The organism is Mycobacterium triplex, assembly GCF_000689255.1.
In the GTDB taxonomy this organism is placed as follows: Bacteria; Actinomycetota; Actinomycetes; order Mycobacteriales; family Mycobacteriaceae; genus Mycobacterium; species Mycobacterium triplex.
Window position 1 is genome coordinate 664,583 of the sequence record NZ_HG964446.1, and the last position, 20,040, is coordinate 684,622.

The 20,040-nt window shown below is 67.0% G+C and carries 17 protein-coding genes and 1 pseudogene; 8 read left to right on the forward strand and 10 right to left on the reverse strand.

Translation table 11 applies throughout. From position 1 onward, the window contains the following. Window positions 1-50: 50 nt before the first annotated feature. Window positions 51-1,853, forward strand: coding sequence for a flavin-containing monooxygenase (locus tag BN973_RS03030; RefSeq protein ID WP_036465820.1), 1,803 nt, complete (start codon window positions 51-53; stop codon window positions 1,851-1,853). Beyond that, window positions 1,850-3,421, forward strand: a complete 1,572-nt coding sequence (locus BN973_RS03035) for a flavin-containing monooxygenase (RefSeq protein WP_051641101.1) — start codon at window positions 1,850-1,852, stop codon at window positions 3,419-3,421. The genes BN973_RS03030 and BN973_RS03035 overlap by 4 nt, the downstream gene beginning before the upstream one ends. On the opposite strand, the gene BN973_RS03040 is transcribed toward BN973_RS03035, so the two are convergent. Further along, window positions 3,371-4,528 (reverse strand): Zn-dependent alcohol dehydrogenase, encoded by a 1,158-nt coding sequence (locus BN973_RS03040; protein ID WP_036465823.1) that lies wholly within the window; start codon window positions 4,526-4,528, stop codon window positions 3,371-3,373. The two genes, BN973_RS03035 and BN973_RS03040, sit on opposite strands and share 51 nt — an antisense overlap. Before the next feature lie 115 nt (window positions 4,529-4,643). Here BN973_RS03040 and BN973_RS03045 point away from each other — a divergent pair, with 115 nt between their 5' ends. Beyond that, a complete protein-coding gene (locus BN973_RS03045; protein WP_232232016.1) occupies window positions 4,644-5,600 on the forward strand; it encodes an FUSC family protein in 957 nt (318 codons plus the stop codon). A 3-nt stretch (window positions 5,601-5,603) separates the two neighbouring features. Here the strand turns inward: BN973_RS03045 and BN973_RS03050 are convergent, their stop codons facing one another. The 6 genes and pseudogenes from BN973_RS03050 to BN973_RS32070 form a co-directional block, all read right to left on the reverse strand. Then, window positions 5,604-7,004, reverse strand: a complete 1,401-nt coding sequence (locus BN973_RS03050) for a DUF2252 domain-containing protein (protein ID WP_036465827.1) — start codon at window positions 7,002-7,004, stop codon at window positions 5,604-5,606. 26 nt (window positions 7,005-7,030) lie between these two features. Then, entirely contained in the window at window positions 7,031-7,867 is an 837-nt protein-coding gene (locus BN973_RS03055; protein WP_084163282.1) for an SDR family oxidoreductase, read from the reverse strand. Between the two features lie 41 nt (window positions 7,868-7,908). Further along, window positions 7,909-9,207 carry a sodium/calcium exchanger protein gene (locus BN973_RS03060; protein ID WP_036465829.1) on the reverse strand — a complete coding sequence of 433 codons (1,299 nt, stop codon included), beginning with the start codon at window positions 9,205-9,207 and terminating at the stop codon, window positions 7,909-7,911. Between the two features lie 356 nt (window positions 9,208-9,563). Further along, a complete protein-coding gene (locus BN973_RS03065; RefSeq protein ID WP_036465831.1) occupies window positions 9,564-10,382 on the reverse strand; it encodes an SDR family NAD(P)-dependent oxidoreductase in 819 nt (272 codons plus the stop codon). 9 nt (window positions 10,383-10,391) lie between these two features. After that, a complete protein-coding gene (locus tag BN973_RS03070; RefSeq protein WP_036465833.1) occupies window positions 10,392-10,802 on the reverse strand; it encodes a nuclear transport factor 2 family protein in 411 nt (136 codons plus the stop codon). Window positions 10,803-10,809: 7 nt separating this feature from the next. Continuing rightward, window positions 10,810-11,855 (reverse strand): annotated as a pseudogene (locus BN973_RS32070) (zinc-binding dehydrogenase). A gap of 97 nt (window positions 11,856-11,952) precedes the next feature. On the opposite strand from BN973_RS32070, the gene BN973_RS03080 reads away from it, so the two are divergent. The 3 genes from BN973_RS03080 to BN973_RS03090 are packed head-to-tail and all read left to right on the forward strand — an operon-like array spanning window position 11,953 to window position 15,130. After that, complete coding sequence (locus BN973_RS03080) at window positions 11,953-12,879, forward strand: helix-turn-helix domain-containing protein (protein WP_269147655.1); 927 nt, start codon at window positions 11,953-11,955, stop codon at window positions 12,877-12,879. Between the two features lie 45 nt (window positions 12,880-12,924). Next, the gene (locus BN973_RS03085) at window positions 12,925-14,313 is read left to right on the forward strand and encodes an MmgE/PrpD family protein (protein WP_084163284.1); all 1,389 of its coding nucleotides are present in this window, start codon (window positions 12,925-12,927) and stop codon (window positions 14,311-14,313) included. A 52-nt stretch (window positions 14,314-14,365) separates the two neighbouring features. Then, on the forward strand, window positions 14,366-15,130 hold the full coding sequence (locus BN973_RS03090) for a DUF2127 domain-containing protein (RefSeq protein ID WP_036465835.1): 765 nt from the start codon (window positions 14,366-14,368) through the stop codon (window positions 15,128-15,130). A gap of 678 nt (window positions 15,131-15,808) precedes the next feature. Here BN973_RS03090 and BN973_RS03100 read toward each other — a convergent pair. Next, a complete protein-coding gene (locus BN973_RS03100; RefSeq protein WP_051641103.1) occupies window positions 15,809-16,390 on the reverse strand; it encodes a CGNR zinc finger domain-containing protein in 582 nt (193 codons plus the stop codon). An 85-nt stretch (window positions 16,391-16,475) separates the two neighbouring features. Here BN973_RS03100 and BN973_RS03105 point away from each other — a divergent pair, with 85 nt between their 5' ends. Beyond that, window positions 16,476-17,168, forward strand: coding sequence for an SDR family oxidoreductase (locus BN973_RS03105; protein ID WP_036471981.1), 693 nt, complete (start codon window positions 16,476-16,478; stop codon window positions 17,166-17,168). A 70-nt stretch (window positions 17,169-17,238) separates the two neighbouring features. Continuing rightward, a complete protein-coding gene (locus BN973_RS03110) occupies window positions 17,239-17,697 on the forward strand; it encodes an SRPBCC family protein (RefSeq protein ID WP_036465837.1) in 459 nt (152 codons plus the stop codon). A 75-nt stretch (window positions 17,698-17,772) separates the two neighbouring features. Here the strand turns inward: BN973_RS03110 and BN973_RS03115 are convergent, their stop codons facing one another. Next, the gene (locus BN973_RS03115) at window positions 17,773-18,510 is read right to left on the reverse strand and encodes a methyltransferase domain-containing protein (RefSeq protein WP_036465838.1); all 738 of its coding nucleotides are present in this window, start codon (window positions 18,508-18,510) and stop codon (window positions 17,773-17,775) included. Between the two features lie 123 nt (window positions 18,511-18,633). After that, window positions 18,634-20,013 (reverse strand): adenylate/guanylate cyclase domain-containing protein, encoded by a 1,380-nt coding sequence (locus tag BN973_RS03120; protein WP_036465839.1) that lies wholly within the window; start codon window positions 20,011-20,013, stop codon window positions 18,634-18,636. Window positions 20,014-20,040 lie beyond the last annotated feature (27 nt).

Below are 20,040 nucleotides of genomic sequence, written 5' to 3' on the forward strand. Positions count from 1 at the left end.
CGATCAAGCGATTGATTATAGAGTCGACGCACGAAGAGCGGAGCCGGGACTTGACCGAGACTGTTGGGTGCGCGTTCGACGTCGATGCGCTGCGGCGCAAGTATGCCGAGGAACGTGCGCGCCGATTGCGGCCCGACGGGATCGACCAGTACGTGGAGATCGCCGGTGAGTTCGCGCGGTATGCCGAAGATCCCTGGGTCGACCAGGAATTCGCCCGAGAGCCCCGCACCGACGAGGTCGACGTGGCGATTGTGGGCGCCGGCTTCGGCGGCCTGCTGACCGGGGCGCGGCTGCATGAACTCGGCGTGCGAAGCGTGCGGTTGATCGACCGGGCGGCCGACGTGGGCGGCACCTGGTACTGGAATCGGTATCCGGGGATCGCCTGCGATGTCGAGTCCTACGTGTACATCCCGCTGCTGGAGGAACTCGGCTACATCCCGGTGGAGAAATACGCCAAGGGCGCGGAGATCTTCGCCCACTGCCAGCGCATCGCCGAAAAATACGACCTGTACCGCGACGCGTGCCTGCGCACCGAGGTGCAGGAGATTCGTTGGGATGCAACCGAATCCCGGTGGATGATACGCACCAACCGCGGCGACGAGATGCGGGCCAAGTTCGTTTCGATGGCAAACGGGTATCAAGCCAAGCCCAAACTGCCGGGCATCCCGGGGCTCGGGTCGTTTCGCGGTCACACGTTTCACACCAGCCGCTGGGATTACCGCTACACCGGCGAGAAGCTGGAGAACCTCGCCGGTCTGCGCGTCGGGATCATCGGCACCGGCGCGACGGCGGTCCAATGCGTGCCGCATCTGGGCGCCGCCGCGCGGCACCTCTACGTCTTCCAGCGCACCCCGTCGTCGGTCGATGTGCGCGCCAACGCGGCTACGGATCCTCAGTGGGTCAACACCTTACAGCCCGGCTGGCAACGCCGTCGCATCCAGAACTTTCAGATCTTGACCGCCGGCGGGCAGGCATCCGAGGATCTGGTCGCCGATGCCTGGACGAGCATCACCCGCAAGCTCCCGGTGATGCGTCACGACGGCCCGGATCTCCAAGGGTCGGTGGATCCGGAGCAGCGCGGCCGCGACATCGAGCTCGCGGACTTCGCCAAGATGGAGGAGATCCGGGCGCGGGTCGACGAGATCGTCACCGACCGCGCCACCGCCGAGGCGCTCAAACCCTGGTATGGGTATTTCTGCAAGCGCCCCTGCTTCCACGACGAATACCTGCAAACCTTCAACCGCGACAACGTGACGCTCGTCGACACGCGCGGTCGCGGTGTGGAGCAAATCACCGAGTCCGGCGTCGTCGTCGACGGCGTGGTCTACGAGCTCGACTGCCTGATCTTCGCAACGGGTTTCGAGGTGGGCACCGACTACAGCCGGCGTACCGGCTTCGAACTGATCGGCCGCCAGGGGGTGAGCCTGACCGAGCGCTGGAGTGACGGCGTACGCACCTTTCACGGCTTGTGCGCCAACGGATTTCCGAACTGCTTCATCGAAAGCATCTCCCAGGCGGGACTGACGGTCAACTTCCCGTACCTGCTTGACGTCCAAGCCACCCATGCCGCCTGGATCATCGCGTGGGCCCTCGAGAACGGCGCCACCGAGGTCGAGGCGTCGATTGCCGCCGAAGCCGCGTGGGTCGACACGGTGGTGGCCCGCTCGACCGCGACCGCCGAGCGGGCCAAGACCTGCACGCCCGGTTACTACAACCGCGAGGGCAAGGCGGACGCCAAGACCCGACAGGGCAGTTTCTTCTTCGGCACGCCCACCGAATACGCCGACATCCTGGAGGCCTGGCGGGCCCAGGGCGACATGGCCGGCCTCGAGATTCGCCGGGCCGGCCGGTGAAGTACCTACTCGGCCGGGCCCGGGCGGCGACTCGGCGTCGACGCTCACCCAGGGTCGCGATCATCGGCGCCGGATTCGGCGGGCTGGGCGCGGCGGTCGCGCTGCGCCGGGCCGGCATCGACGACCTGGTGATCATCGAGGCCGGCGACGGCGTCGGAGGCACCTGGCGGCGCAACACCTATCCGGGCGCCGCATGCGATGTCCAAAGCCACCTGTACTCGTTTTCGTTCGCGCCCAACAAATCCTGGAGCCGAACCTATGCTCGGCAGCCCGAGATTCTCGCCTACCTGGAGTCGGTGGCCGACGACTTCGATCTGCGCCGTCACCTACGGCTCAACACCAGGGTGCGCTCGGCGGTATGGAATGCGGACACCTGGAGCTGGGAGTGTCTGCTGGAACGCGACGGCCGCACCGGCACGCTGAGCGCCGACGTGGTGGTCTGCGCCGTTGGGCTGTTCGGCTCGCTGAAGCTGCCCGATATCACCGGTTTGACCGATTTCGGTGGCTCCGTCATGCACACCGCAGGGTGGGATCACGGCTTCGCGCCGGCGGACAAGAAGGTGGCGGTGATCGGCACCGGCGCCAGCGCGATTCAGCTTGTCCCCGAACTGGCCAAGGCCGCCGCAGGGGTGACGGTTTTTCAGCGTTCCCCGCCATGGATGGTCCCCAAAGACGACCGGCCATACAGCGCAACCGAATTGGCGCAATTCCGGCGCAACCCGCTGGCGGTACGTCGCGCTCGCTGGCAGATTTGGAAACTGCTGCACGACAACACCGCAACCTTCGCGGACGACCCGGTGGTCGCCGACCGCACCCGGATCGCCACGTCTTTTCTGGAGCGCACCGTGGCCGACGCCGGGCTGCGCCGCGCCCTGACGCCGGACTATCCGTTCCGCTGTAAGCGGGTGCTGCTCGGCGACGACTACTACCGGGCGTTGCAACAGGACAATGTCGCGCTCGTCACGGACCCGATCGACCGGATCACCGAGACGTCGGTCGTCACCACCGCCGGTGAGGTGGTCGACGTCGACGCGATCGTGCTGGCGACCGGATTCGAGACGTCGCATTATCTGTCGGGCATCGAGGTGGTCGGAAGCGGCGGGCAGCGCCTGCACGAGCGGTGGGGCGAGGATCCCAGCGCGTACCTGGGCGTCGCGGTCGCGGGGTTCCCGAACTTCTTCATGCTGTACGGCCCCAACACCAACCAGGGCGGCAACTCGATCGTCTACATCCTGGAGGCCGGTGCGCGCCTGGTGACCAGCGCGGTCACCCGGCTGGCGCGCCGCGGCGGCTACCTCGAGGTGCGCCCCGAGGCCGAAAAGCGCTACAACGACCGGCTTTCCGCCGACTTGGAGCGCACCATCTGGACCCAGTGCGACAGCTACTTTCGCTCGCCGACGGGCCGGATCGTCACCCAGTGGCCGCACACCGCGCTGGAATACGCGCGCCGGACCTGGCGGCTGCGACCCCGAGACTGGTCGCACCGCACCGGTGCGCCTCCGGCGGCCGGACGCCGGCTAGCCGATGCCGAAATCGATTACCCCGCGGATCAATTCACCGGCGGCTAGGTCGGAGTAGGCTTCGTTGATCTCGTCGAGCCCGTAGCGTTTGGTGATCATTTCGTCGAGGAGCAGTTGGCCCGACTCGTACATCGTGGCCAGCAGCGCAATGTCGCTCTTGGGGTTGCAGGAGCCGAACACGGTGCCGCACAACGTCTTGTTCATCAGGATGAAGTCCTGCAGCGTGACGTCGATGGAGCTGGTTGCCGGCATGGGCAAACCGGTGAGCACACACGTGCCGCCCTTACGAGTCAGCGCCAGCGCCGCCCCCACGTCGGCCGCGCCGATCATCGACACAGACACAACGACCGCATCGGCCATCACCCCGCGGGTCAGCTCACGCACGTGATCGATCGCCTCGGCCGCCGTCGCCGCCTGGTGCGTCGCGCCGAAAGTCCGCGCCGACTCGCGCTTGAACTCGATCGGATCGACCGCGACGATGCGGGCCGCACCGCTGATCCGGGCGCCCTGAACGGCAGCGGTACCGATCCCGCCGACGCCGATCACCACCACCGTGTCACCGCCGCGCACGTTGGCGCGCCGCGCCGCCGAGCCGTACCCGGTGGGAACCGCGCACGCCAGCAGCGCGGCGGGCACCAGCGGGAAGTTCGGGTCGATCTTGACCAGTGAATTCGCCGACACGACGGTGTGTTCGGCGAACGCCCCGATCTTGGATACGTGCCCGAGATCTCGCCCGTCGGCGCTGTGATGGCGAAAGGTGCCGTCGGTGGGCATGCCCGGCGCCAACGTCCCGGACCCGGTGTCGCACAGATACTCCATTCCCGAAGCGCACCAACGACATTGACCACACACCGCGACGAACGACGTCACCACGTGATCGCCCGGCGCGAAGCCGGTGACCCCGTCGCCGACCTCCACCACCACACCGGAGCCTTCATGCCCGCCGATGGTCGGCGACATCGCCGGCAGCCCGAGCGAGCGCAGCACATCCGGCGGTGCGGCCAGCCTTCCCTGCCGGATGTGTTCGTCGGAGTGGCACAGCCCGGTGGCGGCCAGCCGCAACAGAACCTCGCCGGCGCGCGGTGGATCCAGTTCGAACTCCTCGACCGACCACGGACGCCCGTACTCGTAGAGGATCGCCGCGCGGCTTCGCATCGACATTCGGCCTTTCGTGAACTCGCGGGTTGTGCTGGGCTAGGCAAGCGTGAGGACTGCTTCGCTTACCAGGACGATAGACAGCGGCGTTGCGGCTGTTCAACGTTTGCGTGACGTGTTGTGGGCGATCGCCGAAGCGTCGGTCGCCGCGGGCCTGGCGTGGTACATCGCCCATGACGTGCTGGGCCACCCGGACCCGTTCTTCGCGCCGATCGCCGCGGCGGTGTGCGTGTCGGCGAGCAATGTGTTCCAAGCGCAACGGGCGGTGCAGAACATTGTCGGTGTGGCACTGGGGATCTGCCTGGGTGCCACCGTGCAGCAACTGTTCGGCACCGAGTGGATTGCCATGGCCGCCACGGTATTTGCCGCATTGTGCGTCGCGGTGCTGTTCGGGCAGGGCATCCTGGCCCGCGACTTGACCTTCGCCAACCAAACCGCCGGCTCCGCGATTTTGGTCATGGCGCTCTCGGTCGGCACCGACAGCGTGTTCCAACGCCTGCAGGAGGCACTGATCGGTGGCGGAGTGGCGCTGGTGTTGAGCATCGTGGTGTTCCCACCCGACCCGCATACCGCGCTGCGCGACGCCCGGGTCGGGGTATACGCCGCCCTGCACGACCTGCTCGCCGAGACCGAGGACCGGGTCGGCGGTACCGCGTCGATCGCGTCGGGCTGGCAGGACGCAAGCGTCGACCGGCTGCACGAACGGCTGGAGGTACTCACCAAGGCCCGCACGCACGCCCGGCATCTCGCGTTGATCGCGCCGCGACGATGGGCCGAACGCGACGCCGTACGAGACGCGGATCGGCAAGGCGCGCAGGTGGCCTTGCTGGCCGGCTCGCTGCTGTATCTGGCGCGCGCGGTGACGGCCGCCAGCGGTTCGCTTCCCCCACCGGTACACGCCGCGATCGGGGACCTCGCGGTCGGATTGACCCTCACCGAGCCGGATCCCGACGCGGCGAGTACCCGCGTCGCCGCCGCCCGCGCCAGCGTCGCCGCGGACGACTCGGCGCTTGCCGCCGTCCTCCAAACCTGTGTCGAGGACCTACAACTCGTGATCGACCTGCGGCACTAGGTGCTATCGTGCGGGGTCCTCGGCGACTTCGATCTCGCCGGCGGCGGCCGCCGCGCGCAGTTGATGAAAGTCGTCGAGAGACTTCTCGGCGTAGGTGTACGACCACTCGGCGAACGCGTCGTGCACCGTGTTGCTGGTGCCGACGTAGCCGCGCAGGATCGAGGCATTCGCGCTCTGCGCGTGCGCCCGCGCCAGCAGCACGGCGCACGCAGTGACGTAGTCGGCGAACGTCGACGGCGACATGCCTTCGGTCTCGATGGTGCCCTTCATGTCGTGGAACTGACGAACGTAATAGTCGCGACCGTCCTTGCGGGTCGATCCGAGGAACACGTCCGACATGGCCTGCAGGATCTGCTGGCCATCGGTGACGCGCACCCCCTGGCCGTTGGCCTCGATCGCCGCGGCCAGGCTGTCCGGCTGGCGCCACCCGCCGTATTCGTCGAGCACCGACCGCGTCGCCTCCTTGATCTGCAGGATCAACGGTGTGTCGTTCGGCCCCACCAGGATGACCAGGTAGCAACGCGTACCGACGCTGCCGACGCCGACCACCCGCAGTGCGACGTCGGTGACCCGGAAGTGTGACAGCAGCAACGCGACGTCGGCGGGGACCGCGGTCAGATACTCCTGGATCGACTCCACCAAGAAGGCTTCGATGTCCTCGTCGACGTGCTGCAGCAGCGGGGGCGCCTCCCGCAGGCGCGGTGTTCCATTGGGCCCAATCTCGGTGATTTGCTTGAAGACTCGCGCCGACGTCCGGGTGCGTGCGCGGGATATCGTCTTCTGGATCACCGCTTGCAAACCCTTGGAGACCGTCCCGGTGTAGTGCTCGGGCTCCACCCGCAGGTAGTAGCGCTCCAGCACGTCCATCTCCTGGAGCATCGCCTCCAGGCTGCGCTGATAGCCCACCAGCGCCTGTTCGACGCAACGGCGGATGGCCTTGGCCGGGTAGCCGGCGTGACGGCCGCCGATGACCGCGCTGGTGATCAGGCGCTTGACGTCCCATTCGGCCGGGGCCACCGCGGCCTCGTCGAAGTCGTTCAGGTCGAACACGATCGAGCGGTGTGGAGCGGCGTACAAGCCGAAATTGGAGACGTGCGCGTCGCCGCAGCACATGACTTCGATCCCACTCGTCGGGCTTGCGGCGAGGTCGGCGGCCATGACCGCCGCCGAACCCCGATAGAACGCGAACGGGTCGGCCAGCATGCGGGCGAACCGCAACGGAACGAGTTCGGTTAGCCGCCCGGCATTTTGGGCGACGAGAATCTCGGTCGCGGATCGAGCCGAGGGAGTCAGTTGCGCGAGCGAGCGGCGCGGCGCGGTCTTGCGTAACGCCCGGCCGCGCGCCACATCCTCGCCCGGAACTTCGAGTTCGATCAGGCGGTCACGCAACGCTCGTTGCGGCATTTGCTCAGCATACGTAGCTGGCCGAGCTAGCCGCCGGCGGCCACCCTGGCGCGCTCGGTCATCGAGGCGATCACACCACCGTCGTTGAGGATGTCGGTGCCGGTGAGATAGCCGGCCTTGTCGCTGGCGCAGAAGGCCAGTAGCTCGGCCATCTCTTCGGGCTTGCCCCAGCGCGGGACGGCGGCATCGGCCACCATCGCGCCGGCACCGGCCTGCTCCTCGAGCCGGCCCATTTCGGTGTCGATGGACCCCGGCGACACCGAGACGATACGTAATCCTTTGGCGTTGAATCTTTCCGCCTGCGATTGGCTGTACCACTTCACGAAGCTCTTGCTCAGCGCGTAGGCGTACCCGGGCCGCGCCTCGTCCGGCATGGGGTCGCATGCGGCCATCATGGCGTCCCAGAAGGCGTCACCGTCGGTAAGCGCCAGCGGAAATTGTGCTGTCGAAATCAATTCCGCGGGCAGCAGATGGGCCGCCATCGACGCGACGTTGACGATCACGCAGCCCTCGCCGGCCGCCGCATAGAACACCTCGTTGACATTGACGGTGCCGACCGCGTTGGTCCGCATCACATAGTCGGCGGCACCCATGCTGGGGCTCACCCCCGCGGTATGGATGACCGAGGCGAGCGTTCCGAGGCGTTTTGCGGTATCCAGCAGGTCTGCCACCGCATCCCGGTCGGTCACGTCGCAGTTGACGACCGTGGGATCCATCCCGAGTTCCTTGAGGGCGGCGGTCGCGTTGTCCAGCCGGTCTTGCCTGACGTCACAGAGCACGACGGTGTGGTCGCGGCCGACGATCTTGGCCGTGGCCAAGCCCATGCCACCCGCACCGCCGGTGATTACCGAGACTCGATTCATACCTGGACGGTATACGCAGCCCGTCCAGCGATTTGCGCGTACTAGCGGTGCAGCGCCGACTCCGCGCCCGGATGGTGCGGATGACCGGCGTGCCGGACCGCCGTGCCGAGGAACGGCGCCTGCAGTGTGGCGGCCACGTAGCGGCGGTTGACGATCAGCCCGCCGACGGCGATCACGGCGTACACGCCGCAGAGGACAAGCCGTCCGGGGGTCGAGGTGATCGGGAACTGAACGAGGAACAATCCCAGCAGCGTCCAGGCGGCAGCCCGGTGGAAGCGCAGCGCCAGGATCACCGCGACGCCCATCAAGGTTTGGCCTGCGGTGAGCAAGACTTCCTCGATCTGGCGGGAGTCGAGCTCCAGGGCGAAGCCGCCACCACCGAGCAGATGGGCGACCGGCAGCGACCCGATCAGCAGCGTCCACTGGTTGACCTTGGACGAAATCAGCGTGGCGATGGCCGCGGTGCCCTTGCCGCGGGTGGCGAAGATGGTCGCGATGATGAACTCGGGCGCCTCGGAGGCCAGCGGCGCAAGCCACTGCACCAACAGGAACCGGTCGATCCCCAGCTCGGTGCCGGCCGCGACGAGGTTGTCGGCAAATGGCTTGGCACACAGCAGGATCACCGCCCCGGACACCACGAACAGACTGACCACCACGGCGCGGCGGGTCCGGTCCGACAGTTCGCCCAGCGCGGCGGCGGTACCGACCAGGTCGGGCTCTTCGACGTCGCCGTGGCTGACCTTGTACAGGTAGAAGCCGAACCAGGCCAGCAGCGCCAACCCGAGTCCGAGGTGGATCTCGCCACCGACCGGTATCGCGAACGCGACCACGCCGGCGATCAGCAGGAACCCGAGTTCGACGCGATTGGCGGCCTCGAGGGTCAAGCCGGTCGCCTTGGCGGTGCCGATTCGCCGCGCCGCCACGATGCTGACCAGCACCACGACCGGCCAGCCCAGGCCCATCAACAGCCGGTTGGATCCCGTCATATTGGCCGCCGCGTACTGCGTGTACTCGGGGTTATGGCCCGACACGAACGCGTAGTAGAGGTCCACGGCGTACTCAGGCAGCACGGCGACCAGCGCGAGCACCGCGATCGCCAGTCCGCCGGAGACGTCGATCTGTGCGGCCTCGGCGGCCCACGCCAGCAGGAAACTGGCCGATACGACGGCGGCGCCGAAGATCAGCAGGGCGACGACCGGGTCCGGATGTAGGCCGATGACCCGGACGACGGTCGCGGGGGCGATGAACAGCGCGGTGATCAGTGCCGAACGGAAGAGCATCCGGCGCGGAGTGCGTGAGGCCGCCGGAACCGAGGCGATGGCCCTGTCAGTGGCGAGCATCGTCGTCCTTCACTCTGGGTGGCCGATCATGAATGGCTACTTGGCTCGCGGCCGTGGCTTGACCTGCTCGCCAAAGGTACCCGGGATACCCTTATCCAGCAACGTTGTGAAGATGCCAATCGGCGCCGGTCGTCTACCTATATTTGCTGGCCAGAACCGTCAATCAAAAAAGTTAGCCTCGACTAACTTCAGTTTATGGCAAATCGATGTGGCGGTCTTGCGGGGACTCTGTGCGCCGTGGGATGGGTTTGCCGGAGTGTGCGGTGAGCCTGGGAAGCAACCGTGGAACGTCAACATCCACTACGACGCATTGCTGGAGTCCGGGGTTCCGCCCGACGCCCGGCGGGTCCGAGCCGTTAACGGTCGGGCCCCATCGCGGCCGCCGCGGCCTGGGCGAACATTTCGACGGCCTGCTTGCGGGTCAACGATGTCATGAATTGCGCGGCGGCCTTCATGACGTCGCCCGCCATCAGGGTCGGTCCGTTCGCCAGGTTGTCGAACGCCTCCGCGATGATGTCGTCCACCGCGGCCGCACCCTCGGGGACCTCGTCGGGCGAACCGATGGTGCCGCGACTGAATTCGAGTTCCCGCAAAGCGGGCGTGTTCGTCTTGCCCAGAATCAGGCCCAGCACGTCGACGCCCTTGTCGTGCAACTCGGCCCAGAGCGCCTCGGCGAAGACCATGTCGAACGCCTTCGTCGCGCCGTAGGCCACCATGTTGGGTCCGCCGGCCAGTCCGGCGCCGGATCCGAAGATGACGATGCCGCCGCTGCCACGCTCGACCATCGCCGGGGCGAAGTGATGGCACAGCTGCATCGGCACCATGCAGTTGCGCTGCACCATCGCCTCGGCGGCCTGGATCGGATTGTCAAGGAAGGGTTCGTAATTCGGGTCGGCTCCGGCGCAGTACACCAGGAAGCCGATCTCCAGGTCGCTGGTGGCTTCGGCGACTCTGGCCGCCGCGTCCGGAGCGGCGAGATCGACAGCGACAGTGCGGGTTTGGACAGCCGTTCGGTTTTCGATCTCGGCCGCAACCTGGTCGAGCATCGCCTGGCGGCGGGCCAGCAGCACGACGCTGACACCGCGCTCGGCCAGTCCAGTGGCGAACGCCGCACCCACGCCGTCGGAGGCGCCGGCGACCAACGCCCACGGGCCGTACTTGGCTGCGAATGTCATGGAGCACTCCTAGGGGCCGAACGTCGCGATGCGGACCTGGGTGAACCGGCGTCGGGCGATGCGCCAACCGCCGTCGGTCCGGACGATCTCGTCGTCGTAGAAACCCCACGCATTGACTCCGGATTCATTGTCGCCGAACATGATTACGGCGTCGATGTAGGTGCGCGCCGATGCCTTGTCGCCGTCGAGCGTGATGGCCTGATTGGATAGGCGGTGCAAGGTGTGGCCGGCCAGCGCGTGCGTCTTGTCCATGAATTCGGTGACTTCGTCCACGCCGTGCCAGGTGCCGATCTCGCCGTAGTCGAGTTCGCAATCGTCGGTGAACACCGTGCGAAACAAGGGCCAGTCGCGTCTGTCGATCCCGGTGGCGTAGCGCACCAGCAGATCGGAGATGTCCTGACGGTCTTCTCGTTCGGTCATGCCTGCCTCAATTCGGGTCTCCGTTCGGGTGGACCACGATGCGCGGTGGCCCGTCGGACCTGCGGGCCAGATCGAGTGCGTCGGGAACCTCGTCGAGGCCGATCACCTTCCCGACGCTGGGGAGCGGATCCAGCTGCCCCGCGGCGACGGCGTCGAGCGTTCCGTACCAGTCCTGGGGGTGGGGGCCACCACCGAATTGGATCGTGACGCCTTGCCGGGTCGCGGTGGTGATGTCCAGGGTGTCCCCGGTGTACCAGCCGCCCGCGCAGTAGATGCGAGTGAGCATTTCGGCGGATTCGACGATGTTCTGGATCAGGCCGGCCGCCCCGACGCACTCGAATACGACGGCGGGGCCGGGTAATCCGCGTTCGGCACGAACCTCGCGGAATGCATCGAAAACCGACTTCTCGGCGGGGTCGACGACGACGTGCGCGCCGAAGCGGTCTCGGGCGAAGCGCGCGCCGGTCGGCCTTGTAGTCCGCCACGACGATCGGTTCGATGCCACGGGCGGCCAGGGCGGCGACGGCCGACAGGCCGATCGCCCCCGCGCCGATCACGATGGCGACCTCGCCCGATTGGATATTCGCCGACCGCACGTAGAACTCGCCGACCGCGAAGGCGTCGACCAAAAGCGACGGCGTCGCTGGCGACGTCACCGGACACGGCCTTGGCCGCGGCCTCCGAAATCACCAGCAGCTCAGCGAAACTGCCCTGCGCTTCGGGGTGCTGGCCGATGATGCGCACGCCGCCGGCCCCGCCGTCGACCAGGCGTATCGGGATCGAGGTGACCCGGGCGCCCACGGCGAACTGATCCGAGCAGCCGGGGCCATGCCCGATGACCTCGCCGACGAATTCGTGGCCGAGCACGATGTCACGATCGGCGTCGTACAACGAACGTCCGGTCGGATCGTCGACGGCGAGTTCGGGGTGGTCCATGAAGTGCACGTCCGAGGCGCAGATCGCCGTGCTCAGCGTGCGTAACAACAGCTCACCCGGCCCGGGCTCGGGGTCGGCTGTCTCGCGGACCGTCAACCGACCGTCTCTCAAAACCACAGCACGCAAAGCGTCTGCCTTCTTTTCTCGAATAATCGAGTTATTCTGTCGAATGTTCGCTATAACTGTAGAAACCCGCTCTCAGAGGAGTCAACCCATTCGCGGATCCACCTCGGCGCCGACCGCGCGAGTACTCGACGTTGTCGAGCTGCTGGCGCGGTTTCCCAATACGCGGATGCGCTTCTCCGACATCGTGCGCGAGCTCGATCTGACGCAGGGGACGGTGCACGCGATCCTCAAGACGTTGTGCGATCGCGGCTGGGCGAGCCGGGATCCCGTCGCGAAGACCTTCTCGCTGGGACCGGCGCTGGGCGTGGTCGCGGCCCGCATGGACACCGCCCGGCCGCTGGCGCACGCGGCACGAGCGGCGGCCCTGCGACTTTCCCGCGAGGTCGGCTACGCCGGCTCGGTGGTCGAGCGGTTCGGCGATTCGTTGGTAGTCACCGCTTTTGAAGGCGATCCCGCCACCCAGCCCGCGGGGATACCCGGGGATCGCATCCCGTATGCGCCGCCGTTCGGCGTCGCGTTGGCCGCTTGGGACAGCGAGGAAGAGCAGCGCGCGTGGATTCGGCGCGGCGCGGGCAGCAACGCCGACCGCGCGCGGCGCCTGGAACACGTCCTGGCGCACACCCGCGAGCGTGGGTTCGACGTCGACTGGACGACGCCGGCGCTGGCCCAGGCCGTCCAGGTGGTGGGCACGCTGGACAGCAACGAGATGCCGACGCCGGTGCGCCACATTCTGGACCAGCTCCTCGTCGAGTTCACGACCATCGGCTTCCTCTCCGACGACAATCCCGGACGCCGCAAACAGCCGGTCGTGACCATCGCCGCACCGGTTTTCGACCATCGCGGCCACGTCGCCCTGATGCTGGCCGTGCACCCGTTGTCTCCGCTGTCCGCGCGGCAGATCCAGGTCATCGGGAACAAGCTCACCGCGGAAACGACGGCGATCAGCGAAGCCCAGCAACATCCGCCGGTAGTCGACCTCGAGGAGCGCAGCAACGGGCGTCGCCGCCGGGCCTAAGCTCTCAGGCGGAGGGGGCGAAAAGCGATGGCGCATAGGTACGTTGTGGACGATCTGGCCGCGTTCGTCGTCGGCGCACAGCCGGCGGACCTCAGCGCACACCCACGGGCTTTGCTCAAACGCAACGTGCTCGACAGCATCGCCTGTGCCGTGGGATCGCTCGACGGCGAACTCATCCCGACGATCCGCGAGCACACCGGCCAGTTCGGCGGGGCCGCCTCGGCGACGCTGGTCGGCGGCGGTCGGGCGTCGGTCGATCAGGCCGCGTTCTTCAACGCCGTGCTGGTGCGCTATCCCGACCTGCTCGACACGTACCTCACCGTGGGCGGCCTCTGCCACCCGGCCGACAACTTCGGCGCGGTCCTGGCCGTGGCCGAGCACGTCGATGCCAGCGGAGCCGATTTCCTGCTCGCGCTCGCGGTCGCCTACGAGGTCCAATGCCGTTTCAGCGCACAGGTTCCCGTGATGGCGCGAGGCCTCAATCACGCGCTGCAGCTGGCGATGTCGGTGGCGGCCGGGTCGGCGAAGTTGCTGGGCTTGGACGCGGAGCAGACCGCGCACGCCATCGCCGCCGCTGCCGCCGACAACGTCTCGCTTGCCGCGGTTCACGCCGAACCGGTTTCCAACTGGAAAGGCATTTCCCCGGCCATCACCGGTATGCGCGCGGTGTACACGACGATATTGGCCGGCCGCGGGATCACCGGGCCCAAGTCATTGTTCGAAGGCCCGCATGGACTGTTCCAACTCCTCGATCAGCCAATCGATTTCAACACCGCCGACCGCGGGCTCACGGCGGTCGAACACACCTACCTCAAGCAGTACTGCGCGTTGATCCACGGACAGGCCATTATCGACGCACTCCTGGCGATTCGGGCGGACAACAAGCTGCGCGGCGACGATGTCGCGAGGGTGCGCGTCGAGGTGTTTGCGACCGCGTACGACATCGCCGGCGGGGGAGCCTACGGCGACAAGGATCATCCGCAGACCAAGGAGCAGGCCGACTACAACCTCAAATACCTGTCCGCCGTTGCACTGCTCGACGGCGGTGTGGGTCCCGAACAGCTGGAAAGCGAACGTGTTCTGCGCAGCGACGTCCAGGAGCTGTTGGCCCGGGTCGACGTCGTCGCCGCGGCCGACCTGACCGCGGACTATCCACAACGTACCGCGACGCGGGTGCATGTCCGCACCCGCGACGGACGGGAATTCACGCGCGAGGAAAGCGATTACGAAGGATCACCCACCCGGCCGATGACGTGGGACCGCGTCGTCGACAAATTCAACTGGCTCGCCGAACCCTGCTGCGACGATGCGCTGCGGACCGACATCGTCGCCGCCGTCGACCACGTCGACGAGATCCCGATCAGCGACCTCGCCGGACTTTTGGGCGCGGTGAGCCCGGTAGTGCGGCGTCCCCGCAGCCGGCCGCGGTTCTGACAGCTGCGCGCGCCCTCTTGCGTCGTTTGCTGCCCGCGTTGAATGATCGGCCATGCGCAAAGATCGCGGCATCAACCGGTGGGAGTTGATTACCTGCGCGCTCGCAGGCCATGTCACCTACGCGCCCGACGAACAGGGGCTTGCCGACCGGCTCAGCGGCACGACCGGACTCGGTGCGGTATGGCGGTGCCTGCGCTGCGGGGAATTCGTCGTCGGCGAACCACACGGCCGGGGCCACGCAGAGGACGCTCCGATGATTATGCGCGGCAAGGCTTTACGACAAGCCATCATCATCCGTGCGCTTGCGGTCGAGCGGGTGTTCCGGGCGGTGGTGATCGCGCTCGCGGCGTACGCGGTGTGGACGTTCCGCGGCGCACGGGGATCCATCCAGGCCACCCTCGACCGCGACCTGCCGATCTTCCGGGCCGCCGGATTCAAGGTCGACCAGATGACGATCGTGCACGAGCTCGAAAAGGCGCTGGCCGCCAAACCTTCGACCTTGGCGCTGCTGACGCTGATGCTGACCTGCTACGCACTGATCGAGGTGCTCGAGGCTGTCGGCCTGTGGTTGCTCAAGCGGTGGGGCGAATACTTCGCGGTGATCGCCACCGCGGTGTTTCTGCCGCTGGAGATCCACGACCTGGCCAAGGGCATCACGATGACGCGGCTGGTCACCTTCAGCATCAACATCTTGGCGGTGGTCTACCTGGTGGTCTCCAAGCGCCTGTTCGGCGCGCGTGGCGGCCGCAAAGCCTACGACGAGGAACGGCGCGGTGAGCAGCTCCTCGACGTGGAGCGGGCCGCTATGACGGCGTGATGCCCGCGGATGTGGCAGACTGGATTCTGCCCAGCGTTGGGCTAAGGGGTTTTCCCTTGAGGCAGCAGCATTTTCGCCGGCGTGAAGCTAAACGTGCCGTTTGGACACCACGATGGCGTGGAACGTGGCGAGCGGTACCGAACACCCCGGAATGTGCGCCATGCCACAAGCCGCATTTTCATTGCGTTTACCCGCTTGCTGCACACTTGTAAAACAGCTGCGGTGAAATACACGAGTCGGCTAACTAGACCGGCGAAGGAGGGGTCGAGACTGTGCAAACACTGCAGACCTTGATCAACCAGAGCGCTACCAACCTCGATGTAGTGGCCCCAATCAAAGCCCGCGCCTGTGACGCGCTGAACCTGGTCCGGAGAAGCAGGTCACGCGGGCAGTCAGATGACTCGCGCGTCATGCGCAGGGGCGCGGAGCGCTGCTGACCCTCTGATCGGGTCGATAGAACCGCCGGCGATGCCTGAGCCCACGGCCGGCGACTGAAGTTCGAGTTGGCCCCCCAACCGAGCGCGGTGACGCTCGGCGTCATCTTTGCGATCCCACAGCGATTCGATTGCCGCACAATCGTTTTCACCGGCGTCGCGGGCGGGGGTGGATCCGCGGCTGCACACCGTGACATCGTCATCGCCGACCAGGTGGCACCGCTGCACCTGCTCCGGGTGCTGGTCAGCCCCGGGTGTCCTGCGCGGCCCGGTCACGTTCGCGCCGGCGCGCCCGCGAGGCCCGCAGATTGGCGACGTTGCCACAGGTCTTCACGTTGCACCACACGCCGCTGTTGTTCTTCGAGCGGTCGTAGAACGTCGATTCGCATGGGTGGTTGTGGCATTGCTTCAGTCGCCGCCAGGTGCCCGCTTGCTGGCTGAGCAGGATCTCACCCCAGAGCGCCGATGCCACCCAGCGCCAGCCGCTGCCGGCTGGTTCCAGCCGGACCGCGCCGCTGTCGGACACCGCCAACGACGCGGGAGCGAGCGCGCCCCCGGCGGGGGCATCCCCGCGTACCAGCTGTGCGATGGTGCCGCGCAGCGCGCGAAGCTTCGGTAGATCCGCATCGGTCAGGCCGGGCGGCGCGGCGCTGACGCCGCGTAGCTCGGACCACATCGGTACCGCGTCGGTCAGCCACTGCTGCGCGAGCGCGGTGTCGGCCAAGAGGTCGGGCTGGTGGACCGTGTTGAGGAAGTCGTGCACCAACCCGAGGCCCTCGGGCGCGGTCGTGAGTTCGAAGCGGTGTGACGCAGGCCATGCAGACATAATCAAATTCTACTTGACTATGTCAAAACCGGCAATTAATTTGACAGAGGCAAAGCTGCTTCACCTAAGTCAAGGAGTGTGGATCATGGTTAACATCAAGGGAGCGACGGTCGTGGTCACCGGCGGACAGCGCGGACTCGGCAAGGCCATCGTGGACGAGTTTCTGAGTAGGGGCGCGGCCAAGGTCTACGCCACGGCGCGTACCCCCAAGCCCAGCACCGACCCGCGCGTCATAAGCGTCGCACTCGACGTGACCAAGGCGGATTCGGTTGCGGCCCTGGCGATTACGGCGTCGGACGCCGACATTGTGGTCAACAACGCCGGTATCATCGGCGCCGCCCAGCTGCTGACCAGCGACATCGACGAGGTGCGGGAGGTGTTCGAGACCAACTACTTCGGTGCACTGCGGGTGGCCCAGGCGTTTGCGCCGATCCTGGCCGAAAACGGCGGCGGAGCCCTGGTCGACATCAGTTCCGTGCTGGCCTGGGTGGGCGGTTTCGGCGGCTACGGCGACTCCAAGGCCGCGATCTGGTCGATGACCAACTCGCTGCGCGTCGAACTCGAGAAGCAGGGCACGCTGGTCACGTCGGTGCACCTGAGCTACACCGACACCGACATGACCGCCGAGTTCTCCGTGCCGAAGAACGACCCGCGTGACGTCGCACGGCAGATCGTCGACGGCATCCGGGACGGCGAGGGCGAGGTGCTCGCCGACCAGCACTCCCGCCAGGCCAAGGCCGCACTGGCCGGACCGGCCGAGTTGCTCCGCGCAAGCTGAGACTCACCCGCCATGGGGGTTGGCACTAGGCCGGCCCCCATCGGCGTGCCCGACGTGTTTGGATTGGCCTATGGCCGATACGGATCCCGAAGGCATTGTCAGCGCCACGCGCTTCATCTCGGCCAGCGCCGAGCGAATCTTCGAACTGATCGCCGAGCCGTCGAGTCAGCCGAGCTGGGACGGGAACAACAACCTGGCCTCCTCGGCTCCCGGGCAGCGCGTCCACGCGGTCGGTGACGTGTTCAAGACGACGTTGACCAACGGCGCGGTGCGGGAGAATCACGTCGTGGAGTTCATCGAAGGCACCAAGATCGCTTGGCGTCCAGCAGAACCCGGCAAGAAACCGCCCGGTCACCTGTGGCGCTGGGAGCTCAGCGAGATCAATCCCACCCTGACCAATGTCACCCACACGTACGACTTCACCGCGTTGACCGACACGACGCGGCTGGAGAAGGCGCGTTCGACCACGCCCGAGATGTTGCGCGAGTCGATGGACAAGCTCGCCATGCTCGCCCAGCAGCTCGGGTAGCAGCCCGCCGAAGCGCCCGAGTCATTGCTGCCGCTGCCGGTGCGCGGTCATCCGGCGTTCAGGCGCGACTGAGCTTCAGCCCTTTTTGGCGCGCACCCACTGGAACGTGCCGATGTCCTTGACTCGCACGCTGGCGAATCCGTTGTCTTCCAGGATGTCGCCGATTTCGTCTTCGCCGAATATGTGCGCCCCGATGTTGGGCAGCAGTCGCCAGGCCCGCGCGGCCCGCCCAGCGGTCGGGACCATGATGACCAGTCGTCCGCCGGGCCGCAGCACCCGCGCCATCTCGGCCAACGCCGCGGCCGGATCCGGCACCAATTGCAGCACCGCCATCGAGACCACCGCATCGATGGTGTCGTCGCGCAGCGGAAGTCGTTGTGCGTCAGCCCTTATGAAGCCGACGTGCGGGCCTGCCTCATTGCGCACGGCGCGGGCCAGCATCGCCTCGGAAATGTCCACGCCCAGGGCGAGTCCGTCCTTGCCCGCGGCGCGGGCCAGCGAGGCGGTGACGGTGCCCGGACCGGATCCGACGTCCAGCACAGTTCCGCCCGGCGGGATGTCCAGCCAGTCGGCGGGGTTTTGCAACGCGGTGAGCAGCCGTCGTGAGAACGCCTGGGCATGGTCGTAGAGCAGCGAGCCGATGGGCGATGCCCACGCGGCCTGGATCGGGCCGGTGTTCTTGGCAACGTGCTCCGATTCGGCGCCGAGCAGATCCAGATAACCGTTGCCGGCGTCCGGATTCGCCGGCGGATCGGCAAGCAGGTCCAGCGCTTTGCGCAATGCGGGAGGAAGGGAGACGTGTACGTCCGTCATGCGTACTCCTTCGATCAAATACCAAGCTGTACGCCGAAATACGGGAGCCGCGACGTTGACAGTCCCCAACGCAGCCTACGCGCGGCCACCGGGCGCCTCGACCCGCCGAGAATGTGGCCTTCGTTAACGCTTGACGACGGCGTGCTCGCTCACCAGGGCATAGAGCCGCCACTCGCCCGGCACGCCCTTGAGGGCGCTCTCGCCGCGATCGGTGAACCGGTGCCGCGACCCGGTGACGATGTCGCGCAGCGTCGACGACACCAATACCTCGCTGGGGCCGGCCAGGGCGGCGACCCGGGCGCCGATGTGCACGGCCATGCCGGCGATGTCGTCCTTGACGGCGCCGCCGCGCACCTCGACCTCACCCGCGTGGATTCCGACCCGCACCTCGATCCCGAGCACCCGGACCGCGTCGACGATGGCGTCCGCACACGCGATCGCGGCGCTCGGGCTGCTGAACGTGGCGACGAATCCGTCGCCGGCCGTGTTGACTTCGCGGCCGGAGAAGCGCTGCAGTTCTTGGCGCACGATGGCGTCGTGGTTGTCCAGCAGATCGCGCCAGCGATCATCACCGAGCAGGGCGGCCCGTTCGGTCGAGCCGACGATGTCGGTGAACACGATCGTGGTCAGCAGGCGCTCGGCGTCCGAGCCGCCGCGCAGGCCGGTGATGAACTCCTCGATCTCGTCGAGCATCGGCGCGGTGTCGCCCACCCAGTACAGGGAGTCTTCGCCGGGCAGCTCGACCAGGCGCGAGCCGGCGACGTGCTCGGCAAGGTAATGGCCATGCCCGATCGGGGCGAATTCCGGATTGTCGCGGTGCAGGATCAGCGTCGGTGCGGTGACGCGCGGCAACACGTCGCGCACGTCGGAGCGCCGGATGGTGTCGATGAAGAGCCGGGCCATGCTCGGGGAGGCCGCCCGGTTGCCCGCGTGGTCCCACCACGCGCGGAACGCATCGTCGGCGGCCACGGACGGCGCGATGATGCCGAGCATGTCGAAGCCCTGCTCGACGGCGTCCGGTTCGATCCCGATCGTCGTGTACGGTTCCGCGGCGCTCTCGTCGCTGCCGATCGGGTAGTCGGGACCACGCAGCGTCCTGGCCCCACCGTTGAAGATCACCAGGTTGCTGACTCGCTCGGGGAAATCCGCGGCGAGCACCAGCCCGGCCATTGAGGTGAAACCGGGGGCGAAGATCGTCGCCCGTTCACACCCGATCGCGTCCATCACGGCGATCGCGTCCTGTGCCCAGGATTTCGGCCCGATCATGTCCAGCGAAGGGAGCCGCGACGACAGGCCGATCCCGCGCTGGTCGAACCGGATCACCCGGCAAAACGACGCCAGCCGACGGTGAAAGCGGTACATCGACGGCTCGCTGTCGACACAGTCAATCGGAATGAGTGGGCCCGGCAGCACCAGCAAGTCGATCGGACCATCGCCAAAGACCTGATAGGCGATGTCGATCTCGCCGCAACTGGCGTACCGGGTCCGCGGAACCGGCGCCACGTCACCAGGCTAATGCAGGGCTAGGAC

Coding starts and splice junctions, on each gene's coding strand:
- BN973_RS03040 (WP_036465823.1), bottom strand. CDS start 4,528: ATGCGAAGCCGCGCGGCGATCCTCTACGAGTACGGGCGTCCGTGGTCG.
- BN973_RS03050 (WP_036465827.1), bottom strand. CDS start 7,004: ATGCCGCAACGAGCGTTGCGTGACCGCCTGATCGAACTCGAAGTTCCG.
- BN973_RS03055 (WP_084163282.1), bottom strand. CDS start 7,867: ATGAATCGAGTCTCGGTAATCACCGGCGGTGCGGGTGGCATGGGCTTG.
- BN973_RS03060 (WP_036465829.1), bottom strand. CDS start 9,207: ATGCTCGCCACTGACAGGGCCATCGCCTCGGTTCCGGCGGCCTCACGC.
- BN973_RS03065 (WP_036465831.1), bottom strand. CDS start 10,382: ATGACATTCGCAGCCAAGTACGGCCCGTGGGCGTTGGTCGCCGGCGCC.
- BN973_RS03070 (WP_036465833.1), bottom strand. CDS start 10,802: ATGACCGAACGAGAAGACCGTCAGGACATCTCCGATCTGCTGGTGCGC.
- BN973_RS03090 (WP_036465835.1), top strand. CDS start 14,366: ATGCGCAAAGATCGCGGCATCAACCGGTGGGAGTTGATTACCTGCGCG.
- BN973_RS03100 (WP_051641103.1), bottom strand. CDS start 16,390: ATGTCTGCATGGCCTGCGTCACACCGCTTCGAACTCACGACCGCGCCC.
- BN973_RS03105 (WP_036471981.1), top strand. CDS start 16,476: ATGGTTAACATCAAGGGAGCGACGGTCGTGGTCACCGGCGGACAGCGC.
- BN973_RS03110 (WP_036465837.1), top strand. CDS start 17,239: ATGGCCGATACGGATCCCGAAGGCATTGTCAGCGCCACGCGCTTCATC.
- BN973_RS03115 (WP_036465838.1), bottom strand. CDS start 18,510: ATGACGGACGTACACGTCTCCCTTCCTCCCGCATTGCGCAAAGCGCTG.